16 protein-coding genes are annotated in these 18,957 nt (G+C 70.8%); 10 read left to right on the top strand and 6 right to left on the bottom strand.

Annotated elements, in window-relative coordinates; all coding sequences use genetic code 11:
- Window positions 1-24: 24 nt before the first annotated feature.
- Entirely contained in the window at window positions 25-564 is a 540-nt protein-coding gene (locus ABZ793_RS26125) for a hypothetical protein (protein WP_357461855.1), read from the bottom strand.
- Between the two features lie 534 nt (window positions 565-1,098).
- Here ABZ793_RS26125 and ABZ793_RS26120 point away from each other — a divergent pair.
- The 8 genes from ABZ793_RS26120 to ABZ793_RS26085 all read left to right on the top strand — a co-directional run bounded on the left by ABZ793_RS26120 (window position 1,099) and on the right by ABZ793_RS26085 (window position 9,898).
- A complete protein-coding gene (locus tag ABZ793_RS26120) occupies window positions 1,099-2,271 on the top strand; it encodes a sensor histidine kinase (protein WP_357461854.1) in 1,173 nt (390 codons plus the stop codon).
- A complete protein-coding gene (locus ABZ793_RS26115) occupies window positions 2,268-2,930 on the top strand; it encodes a response regulator transcription factor (protein WP_357461853.1) in 663 nt (220 codons plus the stop codon). The genes ABZ793_RS26120 and ABZ793_RS26115 overlap by 4 nt, the downstream gene beginning before the upstream one ends.
- A gap of 227 nt (window positions 2,931-3,157) precedes the next feature.
- Entirely contained in the window at window positions 3,158-3,580 is a 423-nt protein-coding gene (locus tag ABZ793_RS26110; RefSeq protein ID WP_357461852.1) for a DUF6223 family protein, read from the top strand.
- 220 nt (window positions 3,581-3,800) lie between these two features.
- The gene (locus ABZ793_RS26105) at window positions 3,801-4,988 is read left to right on the top strand and encodes a D-alanyl-D-alanine carboxypeptidase (RefSeq protein ID WP_357461851.1); all 1,188 of its coding nucleotides are present in this window, start codon (window positions 3,801-3,803) and stop codon (window positions 4,986-4,988) included.
- Window positions 4,989-5,115: 127 nt separating this feature from the next.
- Complete coding sequence (yidD, locus tag ABZ793_RS26100; protein WP_357461850.1) at window positions 5,116-5,628, top strand: membrane protein insertion efficiency factor YidD; 513 nt, start codon at window positions 5,116-5,118, stop codon at window positions 5,626-5,628.
- A 459-nt stretch (window positions 5,629-6,087) separates the two neighbouring features.
- Complete coding sequence (locus ABZ793_RS26095) at window positions 6,088-7,050, top strand: zinc metalloprotease (protein ID WP_357461849.1); 963 nt, start codon at window positions 6,088-6,090, stop codon at window positions 7,048-7,050.
- A 125-nt stretch (window positions 7,051-7,175) separates the two neighbouring features.
- Window positions 7,176-8,528, top strand: coding sequence for a serine hydrolase domain-containing protein (locus tag ABZ793_RS26090; protein ID WP_357461848.1), 1,353 nt, complete (start codon window positions 7,176-7,178; stop codon window positions 8,526-8,528).
- A 155-nt stretch (window positions 8,529-8,683) separates the two neighbouring features.
- Entirely contained in the window at window positions 8,684-9,898 is a 1,215-nt protein-coding gene (locus ABZ793_RS26085; protein WP_357461847.1) for a cyanophycinase, read from the top strand.
- Between the two features lie 110 nt (window positions 9,899-10,008).
- On the opposite strand, the gene ABZ793_RS26080 is transcribed toward ABZ793_RS26085, so the two are convergent.
- Entirely contained in the window at window positions 10,009-10,401 is a 393-nt protein-coding gene (locus ABZ793_RS26080; protein WP_357461846.1) for a hypothetical protein, read from the bottom strand.
- Between the two features lie 126 nt (window positions 10,402-10,527).
- Here ABZ793_RS26080 and ABZ793_RS26075 point away from each other — a divergent pair, with 126 nt between their 5' ends.
- Together ABZ793_RS26075 and ABZ793_RS26070 are read left to right on the top strand one after the other, a co-directional pair.
- Entirely contained in the window at window positions 10,528-11,781 is a 1,254-nt protein-coding gene (locus tag ABZ793_RS26075) for a serine/threonine-protein kinase (protein ID WP_357461845.1), read from the top strand.
- A gap of 82 nt (window positions 11,782-11,863) precedes the next feature.
- Complete coding sequence (locus ABZ793_RS26070; RefSeq protein ID WP_357461844.1) at window positions 11,864-13,654, top strand: extracellular solute-binding protein; 1,791 nt, start codon at window positions 11,864-11,866, stop codon at window positions 13,652-13,654.
- Window positions 13,655-13,726: 72 nt separating this feature from the next.
- Here the strand turns inward: ABZ793_RS26070 and ABZ793_RS26065 are convergent, their stop codons facing one another.
- From ABZ793_RS26065 to ABZ793_RS26050, 4 genes are read right to left on the bottom strand one after another with little or no spacing between them, the layout of a single operon-like run.
- Complete coding sequence (locus tag ABZ793_RS26065) at window positions 13,727-15,208, bottom strand: ABC transporter substrate-binding protein (protein ID WP_357461843.1); 1,482 nt, start codon at window positions 15,206-15,208, stop codon at window positions 13,727-13,729.
- 56 nt (window positions 15,209-15,264) lie between these two features.
- Complete coding sequence (locus tag ABZ793_RS26060; RefSeq protein WP_357461842.1) at window positions 15,265-16,164, bottom strand: ATP-binding cassette domain-containing protein; 900 nt, start codon at window positions 16,162-16,164, stop codon at window positions 15,265-15,267.
- Window positions 16,161-17,942, bottom strand: a complete 1,782-nt coding sequence (locus tag ABZ793_RS26055) for a dipeptide/oligopeptide/nickel ABC transporter permease/ATP-binding protein (RefSeq protein WP_357461841.1) — start codon at window positions 17,940-17,942, stop codon at window positions 16,161-16,163. Before ABZ793_RS26055 ends, ABZ793_RS26060 begins: the two co-directional genes overlap by 4 nt.
- Window positions 17,929-18,915, bottom strand: a complete 987-nt coding sequence (locus ABZ793_RS26050; RefSeq protein WP_357461840.1) for an ABC transporter permease — start codon at window positions 18,913-18,915, stop codon at window positions 17,929-17,931. Before ABZ793_RS26050 ends, ABZ793_RS26055 begins: the two co-directional genes overlap by 14 nt.
- Window positions 18,916-18,957 lie beyond the last annotated feature (42 nt).

Below are 18,957 nucleotides of genomic sequence, written 5' to 3'. Positions count from 1 at the left end.
GAGATGTCCGGGGGAGGCGACGCGTCAGGTCAGGGTCGGTGTGGCGGCGAACGCGGTCAACGTCGCCCGCCGCCGCTCGACCTCGGCGGCGAGCGAATCCGGGTCGCAGCCGGCGAGGTGGTCGCGGATCAGCAGATGGATGAAGCGGTATTCCCCGTCGACCTTGGTCAGCAGGCTCCGGTCGACCGCGAGACGGAGGTACCCGCGCCGCCACGGGTCCGGCCGGTCGCCGTAGGCGAGGGCCATGATGTTGAGCATGAGCGGCGAGGTCAGCAGCTCCCACAGTTCGGGGTCTTCGTGTAGGGCGTCGAGCACACCGTTGAGCCAGGGACTGACCGTGGTGAAGAAATCCACCACCTGTTCCTCGTTGAGCGGCCGGATCAGCACCGCCCCCTGCAGGCGCAGGCGGGCCGACAGGGTCTCGTAGTCGGCGATGCGGCTGCAGACGGCCAGCCGGGTGACGCCCCACCGCTCCTGAAGCGCGTTGATCTCCGCCACGCATCGGGCCCGGTCGCCGTCGCGGACCCTGCTCGGCCAGCGACCCGCGCATCCGCAGCTCGACATAGCGCTGCACCTGGTCGAGGGCGCGGGTGTCGTTGCGGGGATCGTCGGGATGGCGCGCCGAGATCCGGCTGGCCGAGGGTCTGCGGCTCCACGCTTCGACGGCGACGACGCTGACGAGGCCAGCGAACGCGGCAGGCCACAGCCAACCACCGAACGGCTTCAGCCATGCCGGGAGACTGCCCCCGGTCTCGACGTTCACCGCCGTCGGGACGATGACCGCGAGGACGATCGTGGTGACGGCGATCTGGAGTACCCGCAGCAACCCACCCGTCCCATCTCAGCGCCGCACGGCCGGACAGGGCGATACTGTCACCGACTGTCTACTGTGAGCGATCCGCCATCCGGGCCCGATACTTCGGCCGACAGCACGCGCGAGCAGGCCGACGGCGCCCGGCTCCGCTCACCGCCACGGTGGTGCGGGGGTCGCTGTGACGTCCCTGGACAGGTGTCGAACGCGGGCCGCCCGCCACCTGGACCGCACGCCCGCCGGTCGGATGTTCTCCCGGCCGGTGCCGGGAGGTTAGGCTTCGGCGCATGTCGAGGTGGCGATGGCAGGGCCGTCCGGCGAACATCGCCCTGGTGCTCGTGGTCGGCCTGGTGGCCCTCGTCGGCCTGGTGGTGCAGTCGCGTGGCATCGACACCGCCGCCGAACGGGCGGCGCTGCTGGCCGTGCTGGCCTCTTCCGGCGCGCTGTACGTCCGCCGCCGCCATCCGGTCGCGGTGGGCGTGGTGGCGCTGGCCGCCGTCGGCGCGTACGGAGTGTTGCTGCACCGGCCCGGGCCGATCATGCTGGTGCTCGTCGTGGCGCTCTACACCGTCGTCGACGAGGGGCACCTCGCGGTCGCCATCGGGCTCGGTCTCGCCTCGGTGGTCGCCTTCGCCGTCGCGGACAGCTACAACCGGACGGCGAACAGTGCGAACGGGGCGACGCTGCTGCACGCCGGCTGGGTCATCGCGGTCATCGTCGGGGTGACCCGCAACCGCCGGGCCTACCTCGCCGAGGGACAGGCCCGGGCGCTCGCCGCCGAGCAGCGGATGGAGGAGGAGGCGCGGCGCCGGGCCACCGAGGAGCGGCTGCGCATCGCCCGCGAGCTGCACGACGTGCTCGGGCACCACCTCTCGCTGATCAACGTGCAGGCCAGCGCCGCGCTGCACCGGCCGGACCCCGCCCGGTCCACGCAGGCCCTCACCGCGATCAAACAGACGAGCAAGGAGACGCTGCGCGAGTTGCGTACGACTCTCGGGATACTGCGGCAGGAGGGCGAGGCGCCGACCGCGCCCGCACCGGGCCTGAATCGCCTGTACGAGCTGGTCACGGCGGCCGGCCGGTCCGGATTGGAGATCCGCACCGAGCTGACCGAAACCCGTCCGCTACCGCCGGAGGTCGACCTGGCGGCGTACCGGATCGTCCAGGAGGCGCTCACGAACGTGACCCGGCACGCGGGCGCGGCCGCCGCGGTGATCCGAGTCCGGCCCGACCGCGACGACGTGCTGGTGGAGGTCGAGGACGACGGTGCCGGCGCACCGGGCCCGCCCGGCAACGGGATCCTCGGCATGGGCGAGCGGGTCCAGACGTTGGGCGGTTCGCTGAGCACGGGCCCCGGGCCGGACGGCGGCTTCCGGGTGCGCGCCCGCCTCCCGCTGCGGCCCGACCCGGTGCCGGCGGGAGCGCCGGCGCTGCGATCGGGACCGGGGGACGCGGCGTGATCCGGGTGCTGCTCACCGACGACCAGACCCTGGTACGCGCGGGGTTCCGGTCCATCCTTGACGGCGAGGACGGCATCGAGGTGGTCGGCGAGGCCGCCGACGGCGCCGAGGCGGTGCGGCTCGCCCGGCAGCTGCGGCCGGACGTCGTCCTCATGGACATCCGGATGCCCGTGCTGGACGGCCTGGCCGCCACCCGGGAGATCGCCGCTAGCTCCGATGTCCGCGTGGTCATCCTGACCACCTTCGACCTGGACGACTACGTCTACGGCGCGCTGCGGGCCGGCGCGAGCGGCTTCCTGGTCAAGGACACCGAACCGGCGGAGCTGATCCACGGAGTGCGGGTGGTGGCGCGCGGTGACGCACTCATCGCGCCGTCGATCACCCGCCGGCTGATCTCCGAGTTCACCGCCCGGGCCACGCATCCGGACCCGGGGCCGCGGCTGAGCGCGCTCACCGAGCGGGAGCGTGAGGTGATGACGCTGGTCGCCGCCGGCCTGTCCAACGACGAGATCGCGGCGCGGCTGGTGCTGAGCCCGGCCACCGCGAAGACGCACGTCAGCCGGATCATGACCAAGGCCCAGGTCCGGGACCGGGCCCAGTTGGTGATCCTCGCGTACGAGTCCGGCCTGACCGTCCCCGGCTGGCTCGCCCGCTCCTGACAACAACCTCCGGGGCCCGCCGGATGCCTGGCGGTGTGGCTCGTCGGGCCTGCCGGCAAAAGCGAATGTGCGGTTGCGCCGTACGAGGAGACAACCGCAGCGGTACGACGCCCCGAGCGCGTACAACCCGGGTGGTAGGCCCATCGGCAACTCCGGCATGACGACCCGGAGCCACGCTGGTACATACGCTGCCGCCTGTACCCGTCACGCGACCGAAGGAATCCTCGATGTCCATCCGCCACATGCTTGCCGCCGCCGCAGCCGCCCTGCTCGGGGCGTTCGGACTTGCCGCACCGGCGGCCGCGCACGTCTCGGCCCAGCCGGTCGCCGCCAGTGTCTACACCATGAGCGCCGGGCGGCTCGGGTCCAGCGTGGCCGCCGTGCTGGGGCTGATCGGCGTGATCATCGGCGGGCTCGCTCTGGCCCGCCCCACCAGTCGCATCGGCACCGGCAACGGGCGCGGCGGAGCCACCGTGGCCCTGGTGGCGGGGCTGATCGGCGTCGCCCTCGGTGGAGTGGTCGTGGCAACCTCCGACAGTGGCATCGGCACCGGCAACGGGCGCGGCGGAGCCTACGTGGCCCTGGTGGTGGGGCTGATCAGCATCGTCCTCGGTGGGCTGGCCCTGGCCCGCACCCGCCGCACCGGCTGACCCGGCCCTCGAGCCGCCGCCCGGGTGCGCCCGCCCGGTTCGGGCAGGGCGGCCTCCGGCGGCGGCGTACGGCGGGGAAACGGGAGGCTACCCGCCTCTGCGCAGCGCAAACATGGATCCGCTGCTCGCAGTCACCGCGACGTGCTTTTCTCCAATCGCACCGTACCCGCCTCCGCGACGATTACCGTACGTTAATGTGACTGACTTTCGGGTTACCGCCATGACGCTCAGCGCGCTCCTGGTCCTGCCCGCTGGCGCGCTCATCGTGACACCAACGCCGGCGGTGGCCACGCCGTACGTGCCATGTCCCGCCGTGAAGCCGTCAGTTCCTCCGCCCGCCACGCCGTCTCCGCCACCGGTTGACCCCGCTCAGCGGGCGGTCGGGGGGCAGGCGCTGGCGACGCCGGGACTGGCCGTCCCCGCGGATGCGCCGAAAGCTCCGGCAGTGACCGCCACCGCGTGGCTCGTGGCGGACCTCAACAGCGGTGAGGTCCTGGGTGGGTGCGGCCCCCACGAGCACCGAACGCCAGCCAGCGTGCAGAAGCTGCTACTCGCGGCGTCCCTGATGTCCCGCCTCGATCCGGCCGACGTCGTTCAGGTGACCCGGGCGGATCTGCACGATCTCGATCCGGCGAGTTCGCTGATGGGGGTGGTCGAGGGCGGCCGGTACTCGATCGAGAGCTTGTGGCTGGGGCTTCTCCTCAAATCCGGGAACGACGCGGCCAACGTGCTGGCTCGCGTCGGCGGCGGCGCCGCCGGCAGGCAGGGCGGAGTCGACGCGATGAACGACGAGGCGCAGCGGCTGCGCGCGAACCAGACACACGCTGCGACGCCCTCCGGCTTGGACGGCCCCGGCCAGTACACCAGCGCGTACGACCTCGCGCTGATCGCGCGATCCGTCTTCGCCCGCGAGGACTTTCGGCGCTACATCGCCACCGAGGTGGCACAGATACCGGCACGGCCGGGAAACCCGGCAATCGAGATCACCCATGACCGGACGCTGCTGGGCCACTACCCCGGGACGCTCGGAGGAAAGACGGGCTTCACCGACCTGGCTCGGCAGACGTACGTCGGCGTAGCCGAACGCAACGGGCGACGACTCGCGGTGACCCTGCTCGGGGCGGAGACCGCGCCGCTGGGGAGTCTGGGTGAGGCGTCAGCGCTGCTCGACTGGGGCTTCGCACTTCCTGCCGGCGCGTCCGTCGGCCACCTGGTCGCACCCGAGGAGAAGAAGCACGACCGCCCCGTGGTCCCCGTCAAGGGCGAGCAACACGGCGGGGCCGGGGAATCGTCGTCCCTGTCCCTGCCCGCCGGTCTCGGCCTCGGCGCCGCCCTCGTGCTGACCGTCCTGATCCTGGCGGCCCCACGGCGGCGCAATGGTGCGCGGGGTGAAGGCGGCCAACGGTAGGGAGTCCAAGCCCGCGCATCCGCACGGGGCCCATGGCGACGTCGATCTCCGATGACCGCCACCACCAACAGGCTCCGGGTGCATCCCCCGGCTGGACGTCTTGCCCCGACCAGGCATGATCCCACCCATGACGATCAACAGCGCCGGCCACTCCGGGAGCCAGGGGCCCTGCCGCTGCCGTAAGCCGGCCCACTGCCACGCCGTGGGCCACTGCCACAGCAAGGTCGGCTCCCGTCGTCAGGGACCCGGCTGCAAGGGCCGTAAGGGGGCCCTGGACTCCTGTGGCGACGACCCCTGCAGCAGCCCGGGCTGCTGCGACCTCGGCCTCTTCTCCACGCTGCTCACCCTGGGGGCCGCCCTGGCGGGCGCCGCCGGTGGCCTGGCGCCCGCCCGGCAGGGCCGACCGGTCGGCGATCGGCCGGGAACCCTGGACCGGGCCGGTCTCGCCGCGATCCGCGGCTACCGCCGCTGGCTGTCGCACCGCTGGCCCGGGCAGTGCCGGTACACCCCGACCTGTAGCGCGTACGGGCTGGCCGCCGTCGACCGCTACGGGCTGGCCGTCGGCGGGCGGCTCGCGGCGGCCCGGCTGCGCCGTTGCCGGCCCGAGGTGCCGCTCGGAACCGCCGACCCGCTGCCCTGATCCGGGGCCGCCGGGTGAGCAGTCTGTGGTGCACACAGACACCACCCGGCCAGCCGGGTCGCTCCGGGCGGCCGGCGGGTGCCAGCGTCTCCGTCTCCGCCGGCCCACACGACGCCGCCCACACCCAACCCTGCGGGGGCTTGGCCTGGTCACGCGGTTGGTGGAGCAGGTCCGAGGGCCGGTCTGCGGCTGACCGGCGATGGCGGCCGGCGGCAGCAGCCCACGAAGCCCGGCCGCCACCAGTCGCCACGGGGCTAGGACAGGGCCATTCGTTGATTCTTCGATGCCGGAATGCTGCCGTCGAACGCCGACGGACCGGCGATGCTCCCTCTCTTGGGGCCTGTTGTTACCGCCGGCGGCGTGTTCTCATACCGAGACGACGATGTCTGTGAGCTGGTCGGGGCGACCCTCGTTCGTCCCGCACCACGACCCCATCCCCCATGCGTGAAAGGTGCAACGATGCACAGAAGACTGACGTTCCAACTGGCAGTCCTGACCGCTACCGCGGCGACGTTCCTGGCGGCCGGTGGAGCCTCCGCGGCGGTGGGCACGGCAGGGTCCGTGACTGCCTCCGCGGGTGTCGCGGAGTGCGAGCCGGGTGCCGAGGGGCACAGCGCGGCGCGGGTGAGCGAGGGCGCCACGGCGCAGGAGCCCGAGCTGTATTCTAAGAACGAGGCAAACGCCTACGGCGTGATCAAGGATTCGCCGCGCCTGTCCAACGGCAGCGTCACCGTGCCCACGGTCTTCCACATGATCTCCGACCACCCCCTCACGGCGGCCGAGACGAACAGGTGGAACACCCTGATCGCGGCGCAGATGACGGTGCTCAACGATTCGTTCGCGGGCCGCACCGCGGCGAACGCCTCCGACACGCCGTTCCGGTTCTCGCTCGTCGACACGACGTGGACGGTGAACAGCGACTGGTACACGGTCGTGCCGGGCAAGAACGAGCGTGACATGAAGCGTGCGCTGTACACCGGCGACTCCCGCACCCTGAACGTGTACGCGGCGAACATCGGCGGCGGGCTCCTCGGCTGGGCGTACTTCCCGAAGGGTTACAACAACGGCCGGGACTACATCGACGGCGTGGTGATGCTCGACGAGTCGATGCCGGGCGGAACGGCGGGCAAGTACGCCCTGGGTGACACGCTGACGCACGAAGTCGGGCACTGGCTGATGCTGGAGCACACCTTCGCGCACGGGTGCTCCGCTGCCGGCGACTACGTCGCGGACACCCCGCGGGAGGCGGCGCCGCAGTTCAACTGCCCGGTGGGCGCGGACTCCTGCACGGCACCCGGGCTGGACCCGATCCACAACTTCATGGACTACACGCAGGACGCCTGCATGAACATGTTCACCCCGGGACAGGCGGACCGGATGAGCGACGCCTGGGTGGCATTCCGGGCCGGCGGCGTCAAGTAACCACGCGCGTGTCGGGGTTGGCGGGCCGCGGTCAGTGGCTCGTCAACCCCGCTGTTCCTGGGCTGAGTCTTCGGCACGGCCGGGCGAGCTGGATTCGGTCACGCTGACCTGCCATGATGCCGCGCATGTCGCTGCGCCGCCGTACCGTGCTCGGCGCCGGTCTCGCGGCCGCCGCCGCCACCCTCGCCGGCTGCCGCGAGGTGGTCCGTTCGGCCACCGCCGGCCCCACCTCCGTCCCCAGCCCGTCGGCCGCATCGCCGCGACCGGCAGCACGACGGGATACGGCTCCGAGGGCCGCGGCGCCAGCCACCACCGGCACCCCCGTCACGTTCGCCGACCGCAGGCTGCTCCGCGAACTCGACCGCCACCTCGTCCCGACCAGCGTCAACCCCGAACACCCGGCGTACGCGGGCGCGATCGCGCTCTGCCAGGTGAACGGCACCACCACGGCGCGGGCGTGGGTCGGCAAGGCGCTGCGCTACGACGCGGGCCCGGTGCTGCTGCCCGAGTCCAAGCAGGTCGCGATGCGGCACGACTCGATCTTCGACCTCGCCTCGATCACCAAGGTCTACACCGCGATCCTCGCGCTGCAACAGGTCGACAAGGGCCGGATCGATCTCGACGCGCCCGTGGTCGACTACCTCCCGGGCTTCACGGGCACGGGCAAGAACAGGGTCACCGTCGCCATGCTGCTGGCGCACACCAGCGGCCTACCCGTCGGAGCCAAGGTCGCCGGCCTGCCCGACGACGCGGCCCGCCGGGCGGCGGTCCTCGCCACTCCCCTGGTCAGCGACGCGATCCCCGGCACGGTCTTCCGCTACTCCAGCGTCGGCCTGATGGTCCTCGCATTCCTGGTCGAAAAGGTCACCGGGCAGCGGCTCGACCGGGCCCTCACAACCGGGTTGACCGGGCCACTCGGCCTGAAGGACACCGGATTCAACCCCAGGACCTGGCTCAGCGCCTCAGATCAGGCGAGCCGACTCGTCGCCACGGACGCGCGGTCCTCCCGAGGGCTGCTCCGCGGCGTGGTGCACGACGACGTCGCCAACCACATGGGGGGAATCGCCGGCCACGCCGGCATCTTCAGCACCGCCGCCGAGGTAGCCGTCATCGGGCAGCTGCTGCTCAACGGCGGCATCCACAACGGCACCCGGATCCTCTCCGAAGAGATCACCCGGCAGATGCTCACCAACGTGAACACCGGCCTGCCCGCCGTCGATCCGGAACGTCCCAACCGCACCTCCGCGCACGGCCTCGGCGTCGTGCTCGACCAGCCCTGGTTCATGGGCAGGCTCAGCAGCCCCCGCACCTTCGGGCACACCGGCTTCACCGGCACCTCCCTGGTGGTCCACCCGGACCGCCGGATGGTCCTGGTCCTCCTGACAAACCGCGCCCACCCGAACTGGAGCTGGGCGAACCCGGACCCGATCCGCGTGGCCGTCGCCAACGCCGTCTCCGCCACCGCGACTCCGCGTTAGGTGGCCCGACCGCCAACGGCCACGGCTTGCCGTCAACGTCGACGATCCGCGTTGCCTGACGGCATGCCGCAGCCCGCCCTGGTGGCAGGCAGGCGTCGCCGAACAGGCATCGGCGTTCTTGACGCCTGTCAGGTGGCTGTCTAGCGTCGGATGCCATGACCCGGCCCAAGTTTCTACCGCTGCTCACCGCCCTGATCATCACCGTGGCCGCGGCGGCCCTGCCCGGCAGAGCCGCGTCCGCCGATCTCGCGGGATCGGCGAGCGGACCGGGGGCGGTCATGCTGATCGGCGGTGCTCTCGCCGACGACAACAGCGCCGTCTACGGGGAGTTCGTCCGGCAGGCCGGTGGCTCCGGAGCGCGTATCGGCGTGCTGAGCGCGTCCTCGGCGTCGCCGCACTGGGCCGCCAACCAGGTTGGCAAGGTCCTCGAGCGGTACGGGGCGGCGGAGGTCACCTGGATCCCGGTGAGCGTGAAGAAGAAGGGCAGTGGCGACGATGCGGCGAACGCCGCGCTGGCCGCGTCGATGACCGGCTTCTTCTTCGCCGGTGGCGACCAGTTCCGCTACGTGGAGTCGATGATCCACGCCGACGGCTCCGACGGGGCGGTACTCGCCGCGATCCGGCAACGCTTCCAGGCCGGCGCGCCGGTCGCGGGCACCAGCGCCGGCATGCAGATCTTCGCCGGCCCCGACATGATCACCGGCGGGTCGAGCTACTACGGGATCCGCGACGGTGCCCGCACCGGCTACTACGACACCGACGAGATCCTCGGCTACTGGCCCGCCGGTGGCTTCAGCTTCTTCACCTCCGGCCTCGTCGACACCCACTTCGACGCGCGCGGCCGCAACGGGCGGTCGCTCCGGCTCGCCGCCGACACCGGGCACGACCGGGTGTACGGGGTGGGTGAGAACACCGCGCTGGTGGTCACCGGGGCGGGCACGGCGAGCGAGACCGCGCGGGTCGTCGGCACGAACGGGGTGTCGATCCTCGACCTGCGCTCGGCCCAGGTCGGCACGGTCGGCGGGCACTGGTCGATCAGCGGTGTCCGGTGGAGCTACCTCACCGACGGCGACAGCTACGATCCCGGCCGGTGGCAGGTCACGAAGGGCGCGACGAGCACGCCCGCCTCGCCGCACGACCGCGCGGCGGCACCGCCGTCGACCGACGTGTTCGGCTCGTACGCGCTGCGCGACGCCGCCCTCGACCTCGCCGACGCCGGGCAGTCCACCGCGACGACCGGCACGACTGCGGAAAGCGGTCCGCGTTTCGTGGTCGGGCTGACCAAGGGTGCCTCGTTCCTCGCGTACACCGCCGGCGGGGCCGGCCCCGCGTCCTTCACCGACCTGACGGTGTCGATCCAGGCTGGCTGAGCCACCGGGTTCCACCGGCCGAGGATCACGAACCCGATCGGCCGATCAGCCCGCCGGAGGGCGTGCGGCCTCCCTGAAGGCTGCGCGCGACTCGTGGCATGTGCGGGCGCTCACCGGCCGGGGGCGGAAAGGTCCTCGCCGCTGATCACGAAGCACCCGAACATGTCGCTGAGGGCAGCGCGTTGGTGGTGCGTCAGCGGGTTCACGAAGACCACGACGTCGACCTCTGCGGCCCGGCACGCCTGCGCGATTTCGCGCGCTCTGCCGGCGCTGAGCAAAGTGCGCCGCGAGAACGGCTCGGTCATCTTGGCCGCACCGCCGTGCGAGACACCCCGCCGCTGGACGTGCCGGCTCGCTACCCGCCCACCGTGTGCCTCCACCGCAGCCGCCAGCAGGTCGAGCTTTGGGCCTGACTCATTGTCCTTCGCCGAGAACAGGCCTACGAGCGCCACGTCGGCGCCCGCCAGTACGGAGGCCGGTGGCCTGGTCGGATCTCGCCGCACGGGGCCATGATGCCAGGCTCCTGACGGCCGCTCCGATGACAGCCTCGGCTGGGCGGTGCCGGCATGGCACGATACTCGGTGTCCTCCGCCGCCGGGTGGTCGGGACACGACGTTGATGGAGTCGGGATGACAGGACTGGCCGGCGCACCGGTGCCGGGGCTGACCCCACTGTGGACGCATGACCCGGTCACCGCCGGCCCCTACCGGCTGGTCGGCCGCTTGGGCGCGGGCGGGCAGGGTGTGGTCTACCTCGGCGAGGACGACCAGGGCCACCGCGTCGCGGTCAAGATGATCAACATCGACCTGCGCGACCCCCGGGCCCGGTCGCAGTTCACGAAGGAGATCGCCGCAGCACGCCGGGTCGCGCCGTTCTGCACGGCGCAGGTGCTCTTCGCCGAGGTGGACGGCGAACCGCCCTACGTGGTCAGCGAGTTCATCGAGGGACCGACCCTTCACCGGCACGTCCGCGAACACGGGACGGTCAACGGCAACGCGCTGCACCGGCTCGCCGTCGGCACTGCCACCGCGCTCGCCGCGATCCACCGCTCCGACGTCGTGCACTGCGACCTGAAGCCGGACAACGTGGTGCTCGGCCGGGACGGCCCCCGGGTGATCGACTTTGGCATCGCCCGCGCACTCGGGGTCACCGAGACGGTGACCAGCCGGGTGATGGGGACGACCGCGTACATGGCCCCGGAGAGATTCCGCAACGACCCGGTCGCCCCGCCCTGCGACGTCTTCGCCTGGGCCGCCACGATCGCCTTTGCCGCGAGTGGCCAGCCACCGTTCGGCAACGACTCGCTCTTCGCGGTCATGCACCGGGTCCTGAACGACCCGCCCGACCTGCCGCCGCTCCCGTCGGGCCTGGAGGAGTTGATCCGGGAGTGCCTGGCCAAGGAGCCAGCGGACCGGCCGGCGGCCGAGCAGGTGCTGATCCGGCTGCTCGGGCAGGACGTCCGGGTCAGCGGTCGGGTCCGCCAGGAAAACCTGCTCCAGATGGGCAACGACACCGCCGGCGCGCCGACGACGAACGAGCCGCTGCCCACGTCGGCGACGCCGCAAGCCCAGCCGACACGTGTGGCACCGAGGCAGACCCGACCGATGCCGCCGGACCAACCTCCGGCATCGACGTCGGACACACCCGCCGCGTCGTCCCGCCCCGGCGAAGGTTGGGGGCGGCGGCTGCGCCGTGAGTCCGTCGACGCCTGGGGTGTATCGACTGCGATCGTCCTCGGCTCCGGGGGCGCGGCCGCCGGCTACGTCGCGTCGAGCACGGTGGGCGTGGCCGCAGCGGTCGGGACGGCCACCTTCGTCGTGGTTTACCTGGTCCGGGTGCTGGTCGCGACGGCCCTCGGCGGCGGCCGCTCCGACCGCCCCTGACGGCCGGGTCCGGCGCCGTCCCGGTGGCGCTGAACCGATAGGTTGACTGCTATCCGTCAACCCGTCGAGGAGGACATTTCCGATGGCCCCAGCCCCACCGCACACACGGCAGTGGTTGCCGTACACCGCCGCCGTCACCATCGGGTTGCTGGTCATCGCCGGGGCGTTTCTGCTGGTCCGGCAGCGGGACGCAGGCACCAACCGGCCCCGCGCCGACTGCACCACCAAACTCGAGGTCAACTCCTCGACCGAGAAGGCGGCGCTGCTGGTCGAGTTGGCCGAGCGGTACAACAGCAGTGACCGGTCGCTCGACGGCGGCGGCTGCGCCCAGGTGCACGTGAGTGCCCTGAACTCGGGCAAGGCCGCCGAGGCGCTGGGCGCCGGCTGGAGCGGCGTCGGCCTGCCCGAGCCGCAGGTCTGGTTGCCGACGTCGAGCCTGTGGACCGGTCAGCTCCGGTTGTTCGACCAGGCCGCCGGGCGAGCGCCGCAGACCCCGGACCGGTATCCGTCGATCGCCAACAGTCCCCTCGTGATCGCGATGCGACAGCCGAAGGGCGAACTGGTACGCCAGCGCGGGGCGCTGGGCTGGGGGGACATCCTCGGCCTCTCCGGGCGGGAGGGGTGGGCCGGCTTCGGTAAGCCGGAGTGGGGCCGCTTCACCTTCGGCAAGGACAACCCGAACCTCTCCACGTCGGGACTGGCGGCAACCATCGCCACCTACTACGCCGCCGCACAGCGGTCCAGCGACCTGACCCGGTCGGACCTGGTGGACCCGAAGGTGACCCAGTTCGTCCGGCGGATCGAGGCCAACGTGTCGCACTACAGCGACGACGTGGTGGACCTGCTGCGGGACCTCGCCGAGGCCGACCTGGCCGGCGGGGGCGGGAGCACGGACGACATGAGCGCGATCGTCATGCAGGAGGAACTGGTCCACCTCTACAACGAGGGGAGACTGAGCCCGACGCACGACGGCCAGGAGCGGGGCCAGCGGCCGAACGTCCCGCTGGTCGCCGTTCACCCGAAGGAGGGCACCTTCAACCTGGACCACCCGTTCGTGGTGCTCCCCTCCGCCGACGAACGGCAACGCGTGGCGGCAGCGGACTTCCTGGCCTTCCTGACCGAGGACGCCCAGCAGAGGAGCTTCGCCCGGCTCGGCTTCCGGGACCACGAACGCCGGGCCCCGGCGGAACTGCTCGCCAGCGTCGGCACCGAGCCCACCGGCGGGCTGACCTACTTCGAGCCGCCGGACCCGGCCGTGGTCAACGCGATGTTGGACAGCTGGAGCACGCTGCGCAAGAAGGCCAACATCCTGATCGCGCTGGACACCTCCGGATCGATGGACGCGGCAGTCGGCGACCGTACCCGTTTCCAGGTCGCCTCGGCGGCGGCGGCCAAGGGACTCGCGCTGCTCAACTCGGAGGACCGGGTGGGGCTCTGGTCGTTCTCCTCCGAGACGTCGAAGCGGCCCGACGGCCCGTACCGGGAGGAGGTCCGGCTCGATGACTTCGACCAGCAGCGGATCACTCGCCGGATCGGTGGCCTGCATGTCGAGGGGGGCACCGCGCTGTACGCGACGGTCCGGGCCGCCCACGGGTACCTGCTCGACCGGTACGACCCGGAACGAATCAACGCGGTCGTGGTGCTGACCGACGGCAAGAACGAGTACGGCCGGGACAACGACCTGGCCCGGCTGCTCGCCGACGTCGCCCTGGATCCGCGGCGCCCGGTCAAGGTCTTCTGCATCGCCTTCGACCGGGAGTCGGACTTCGCCACGCTGGACCGGATCGCCAAGGCGTCGTCGGGCAAGGCGTTCGACGCCACCGACCCTGCCAAGATCGACGAGGCATTCGTGAAGCTGGTCAGCAGCTTCTGACCGCCGGTACGACTCTGGAGCGTCTCAACGTCGACACGCCGCCCGACCTGAGGTCGGGCGGCGTGTCGACGGTCAGGAGACCGGCCTGATGCGTCCCCAGTGCCACCAGGGTACGGAGAACCCGATCTGGTCGGCCCAGCCGAAGAACTTCTCGCTACGCGGGTAGTAGGTGCCGTACCAGAACAGCGGCACCCACTCGGTGTCCCTGGCCCACACCGCCTGCAGGCGCCGGTAGTGCTCGCGGCGCTCGTTCCTCGTCGCGGCGGTCCGCGCGGCGGCGTAGGCGTCGTCCACGTCGGCATTCCGGTGCAGGCCCATGTTGTTCCGCCCGCCGGAGGAGTACTTGGTCGCCGTGATCTCCGGATCCGGCGCCATCGACCCGCCGACGATGATCAGGTCGAAGTCGTGTTGCTTGCGTACCTGACGGGACCAGTCCACCGACGACAGGCCGGCGAAGGTCACCTCGAACCCGACCTCGCCCAGCTGGCGCGCAACCAGCTCGGCCAGTGGCCTGTGGCCGTGGAACATGTCCATGTAGAACATCGACAGCCGGGCCCGCACTCCCGACCGGTCCACGGTGACACCGGCATCGTCGAGCAGGGCGCGTGCCCGCTGCGGGTCGTGACCGGGCGCCTTGGCGTCCGGGTTGAAGGCCCACGAGGATCCGAGCAGGTAGTGGTCCCATGCCTGGGAGACCCCCGGATCGCCCAGGTCGGCGATCTCCTCCCGGTTCACCGCGTACGCGATCGCCTCACGCACCCGCCGGTCCTGCCACAACTCGCGGCCGTGGTTGAAGTCCAGCAGCGCCATGCCCGGACCCTCCCGCTTGAGGATCTCGACCCCCGGCACCCCTTCCACCAGGCCCAGCCGGTCGCGGGTGAGGGTGTCCTGGGGAACGATGTGGGCCTCACCGCGGGCGACCATCCGGACGCACTCGTCCCGGTCCGGCACGATCTTCAGGATCAGCCGGTCGATCTGCGGTCGCGGGCCCCAGTGGTTCTTCACCGCCTCCATGATGATGTGCTCGCCGGGGACCCATTCCGCCAGCCGGAACGGGCCGGAGCCGACCGGCTTCAGGTTGTGCGGGTTCGTCGCCCAGTCCGTTCCCTCGTACAGGTGCCGGGGCAGGATGTGCGCGAAGATGAAATTGCCGAGCAGGACGAGGAACCCGGCGTTCGGAGTGTGGAGGTGGTAGTCGACGGTGTGGTCGTTGACCGCGACGATGGTCTCCACATCCGTCAGGAACATCGCGCCCTGATAGCCCATCTCCTTGGCGTGCAGATGGGTGTAGACGACGTCGTGCGCGGTCAGCGGCGTGCCGTCCTGCCAGCGTGCCGCCTGGTTGAGGTGGAAGCGCCACCGGCGCGACCCGTCCAACTGTTCCCAGTGCGTGGCCAGGTCGGGAAACGGGTTGGTCTCGTACCATTCGTTCAGCACGACCCGGTTGTAGATGTTGTTGCAGGCCAGATAGCCGGCGCTACCCGTCACGTTCCGGTACACATCGTTGAACTCCACCGCATCATGCGGCGTCGCCACGACGAAATCGACAGACATAGGCGCGTCTCTCCGTTTCTGTGCAGTTCTACAAGTAGCTGGCCATTCGGCGGTCGCTAGTGAAGGTCGCCGTGCGGGCAGGGCGGCAGCCCGTCGGATTCCGTCGGCCACCGGCGCTGCAGCATTCGGGGCTTGGCTCGTTCGATCCGCGGGTCGGGCACCGGTACGGCCGCGAGGAGTTCCCGGGTGTACGGATGCCTCGGCTCGCCGATGACCTGCTCGGTCGCGCCCAGCTCGACCATCTGCCCGCCATACATCACGCCGACCCGCTGGGAGATCTCCGCGACGACGGCAAGGTCGTGCGCCACGAAGAGGTAGGAGACCCGCCGCTCCCGCTGCAACTCCTTCAGCAGGCCCAGGATCGCCGCCTGGACCGAGACGTCGAGTGCGGAGACCGGCTCGTCCAGCACGATCAGCTTCGGATTCAGGGCCAGCGCGCGGGCGATCGCGATGCGTTGGCGCTGACCACCGGAGAACTCGTGCGGAAACTTCCGCAGGCTGGCCGCCGGCAGCCGCACCTGATCAAGGAGGGCCAGCGCCTGCCGGCTGGTCGCCGGCAGGCCATGGATCTGCGCCGGCTCGGCGAGAATGTCCGCCACCGTCATCCGCGGATCCAACGACGTGTACGGGTCCTGGAACACGACCGACAGCTCGCGCTGCAGCGCGCGGGCGCTCGCGCCCTTGAGCTGGGACGCGTCCTCGCCGAGGAACAGCACCCGACCCGCGGTCGGCCGTTGTAGTCCGAGGATGGTTCGGAGCAGCGTGGTCTTACCCGAACCTGACTCGCCGACAATGCCGAGGGTCTCCGCCGGGCCGACCGAGAATGACACCGAGCAGAGGGCGTGCACGGTGAACTGGCCGCTGCGGCGGGCAACACGCGGCGCACGGAAGTGCTTCACCAATTCCATGACCCGCAACAGCTCGGCGGCCTCGCCGGGGCGCGTCTCCGCACTCATTTCCCCTCCACCGCCTTGCCTGTGAGCCGTGGGGCCAACGACAGCAACTTCCGCGTGTAGTCCGATCGAGGGTCGTCGAATATGTCGAAGACGTCCCGTTCTTCGACGATCTCGCCCTGGTACATGACGGCGACGCGATCGGCGATACCGGCGACGAGGGCCAGGTCGTGGGTGATGAAGAGCATGGCCGCACCGGTACGCTCCCGAGCCACCGCGAGGGTGGCCATCACCTGGGCCTGCACCGTGACGTCCAGGGCGGTGGTTGGTTCGTCGGCGATGATGAGATCCGGGTCGTGCACCATCGCCAGGGCGATGGCGATCCGCTGGCGCATGCCGCCGGAGAGCTGATGGGGATGCTGGTCGAGGCGGGCCTCCGCATCCTTGATGGCCACGCTCTCCATGAGTTCGACCGCCCGCCGCCGGGCTTCGTCGCGGCTGACGGCGCCGGCCAGCTTCATCGAGTCCTCGAACTGGGCGCCGATGGTGAGCACCGGGTTGAGGGTGGTGGACGGATCCTGCAGGATCATCGCAATCCTCCGCCCCCGGTACGTCCGCCACTGCTCGAAGCTCAGGCCGGTGAGTTCGTCGCCGTCGAAGACGACCGACCCGGTGCCCGTCGCGTTGCTGGGCAGCAGCCCCACCAGCGACAGTCCGGTCAATGACTTTCCTGACCCCGACTCGCCGACGAGGGCGACCACCTCGCCTGGCTTGATCTCCAGGCTGATCGAGTCCACCGCCACCTGCGGACCGAACCGCACGGACAGGTCGGTCACCTTCAGCAGTGCCTCCCCCGCCCCCGCCACCTCCCGCACGGGCAGCCCGCGGCGGCGACGGCCGACGGTTGAGCGAGTTTTCGCCAGGGGATTGGTGGGCGAAGACTTCGGGTTGAAGGCGTCCCGCAGCCCCTCCCCGACGTAGTTGACCGCCAGCACGATGGTGATGATCAGGAAGCCCGGGAAGTAGAACAGCCACGGCCGGGTCAGCACCGCCGATTGCGCGTTCGCCACCAGCAGGCCCAGCGAGGTGTCCGGTGGCTGCACCCCGAACCCGAGGAAGGACAGGCTGCTCTCGGCGAGAATCGCCACGCCGAACATCAGCGTGCCGGCCACCACGATGTGGTCCGAAACGTTGGGCACGAGGTGCCGAAACATGATCCGGGCCGGGCTCGCCCCCATCACCCGCGCCGCGTCCACGAATGCCTGCTCGCGCAGACTCAGCACCACGCCGCGGACCAGGCGGGCGACCGACGTCCACATGAGCGCCCCGAGGACCAACGCCAGGCCGAGCCAGGAGACTCCCCGGCCGGCGACCAGCGATCCCAGGAACGCGGCCAGGGCGAGGGTGGGCAGCGTGAGCACGAGATCGACGGCGCGCATCACGGTGGCGTCGACGAGGCTGCCGAAGTATCCGGCCGTCACGCCCAGGACCACGCCGATGATGCAGGCGACGATGGTGACCGAGAAGGCGATCAGGAGCGACTGCTGCATGCCGCGGAGCACCAGCGCGAACAGGTCACGGCCCAGGGTGTCCGTACCCATCGGGTGTTGTGGTGACGGTGCCTGCGACAGCTCGGCCGTGATGTCGGTGTAGTTGTACGGCCAGAGCGGCGGGACGATGACGGCCGCGAGGATGACGATGACGAGTACGCCCAGGGCGACCATGCCCACCCTGTGCCGGAGAAACCGGCGGGCGGTGACGGCCAGCCTCGACGTCCCGGGTTCACGCTCCGGCGTGCCGGGTTCGATCGCCAGATCTTTGGTCAGCTCAGGATTTGGCATAACGCACCCGCGGATCCACGAGGCCGTACAGGATGTCGGCGAGAAGGTTGAAGACGACCACGGCGGTCGCGGCGATGAGCAACCACGCGAGTACGGCGTTCGTGTCGCGCAGCGCGATCGACTCGAGCAGGAACCCGCCCATGCCGCGCCACTGGAAGACCGTCTCGGTGATCACCGCGCCGGAGAAGACGACCGGAAGGTCCAGCGCGACGATGGTCACGATCGGGATGAGCGCGGGGCGGACCACGTACGACCTGACGATGCGCCGGCGGGACAGCCCCTTGAGCACGGCGAACCGGACGTGGTCCCCGGCCAGTCCCTCGGCCACCGCCGCGCGTTGGTAGCGGCTCCAGGTCGCGAAGTGCACCAGGGCCAGCACGATCGTCGGCAGGACCAGGTGCCCGGCGATATCCCCGGCCAGGGGCAGTATGCCCTCGGGTCGGGGCACCGACGCCTCCCCCACCGTGTAGAAGATCTGGTAGCCGGTCAGGTCGTTCAGCCCGATCCCCCACTGTTTCAACAGCACTGCCAGCCAGAACGACGGCAGCGCGAGGAGCACGAACGCGGCCGGGGTCATCAACAGGTCCGGCCAGCGACGCTGGTGAAGCGCGGACACCGTGCCGGCGATCAGGGAAAGCACGAGCGCCAGCACGATGGCCAACACGACCAGGCGCAGGGTGACCCCGACCCGGGTGCCCAGTTCGGCCCCGATGTCGCGGGTGGCGATCGTCGACGGACCGAAGTCGCCGGTGAGCACCCCGCCGAGCCAGGTCAGATAGCGCAGCGGTAGCGGCCGGTTCAGTCCCAACCGCGCTTCCTCGGCGGCGATCACCGACTCCGGGACCGGCGGTTGCCGGTCCCGGAGCTCGGCCAGCGGATCTCCCGAGACCGAGATCACTGTGAAGATCACGATGGAAGCGAGCAGCAAGACCAGGACGGCGCTTGCCAGCCGTCGAAGGATCAACCGAATCATGTCTCCGCGCCTCCTTTCCTCGGGAAGATCTGCCTGTGGTTA

This window comes from Micromonospora sp. NPDC047465, from assembly GCF_040643125.1.
Classification (GTDB): domain Bacteria; phylum Actinomycetota; class Actinomycetes; order Mycobacteriales; family Micromonosporaceae; genus Micromonospora.
The sequence above is the reverse complement of the archived record's forward strand: the minus strand, read 5'-3'. Positions and strand labels throughout refer to the sequence as shown.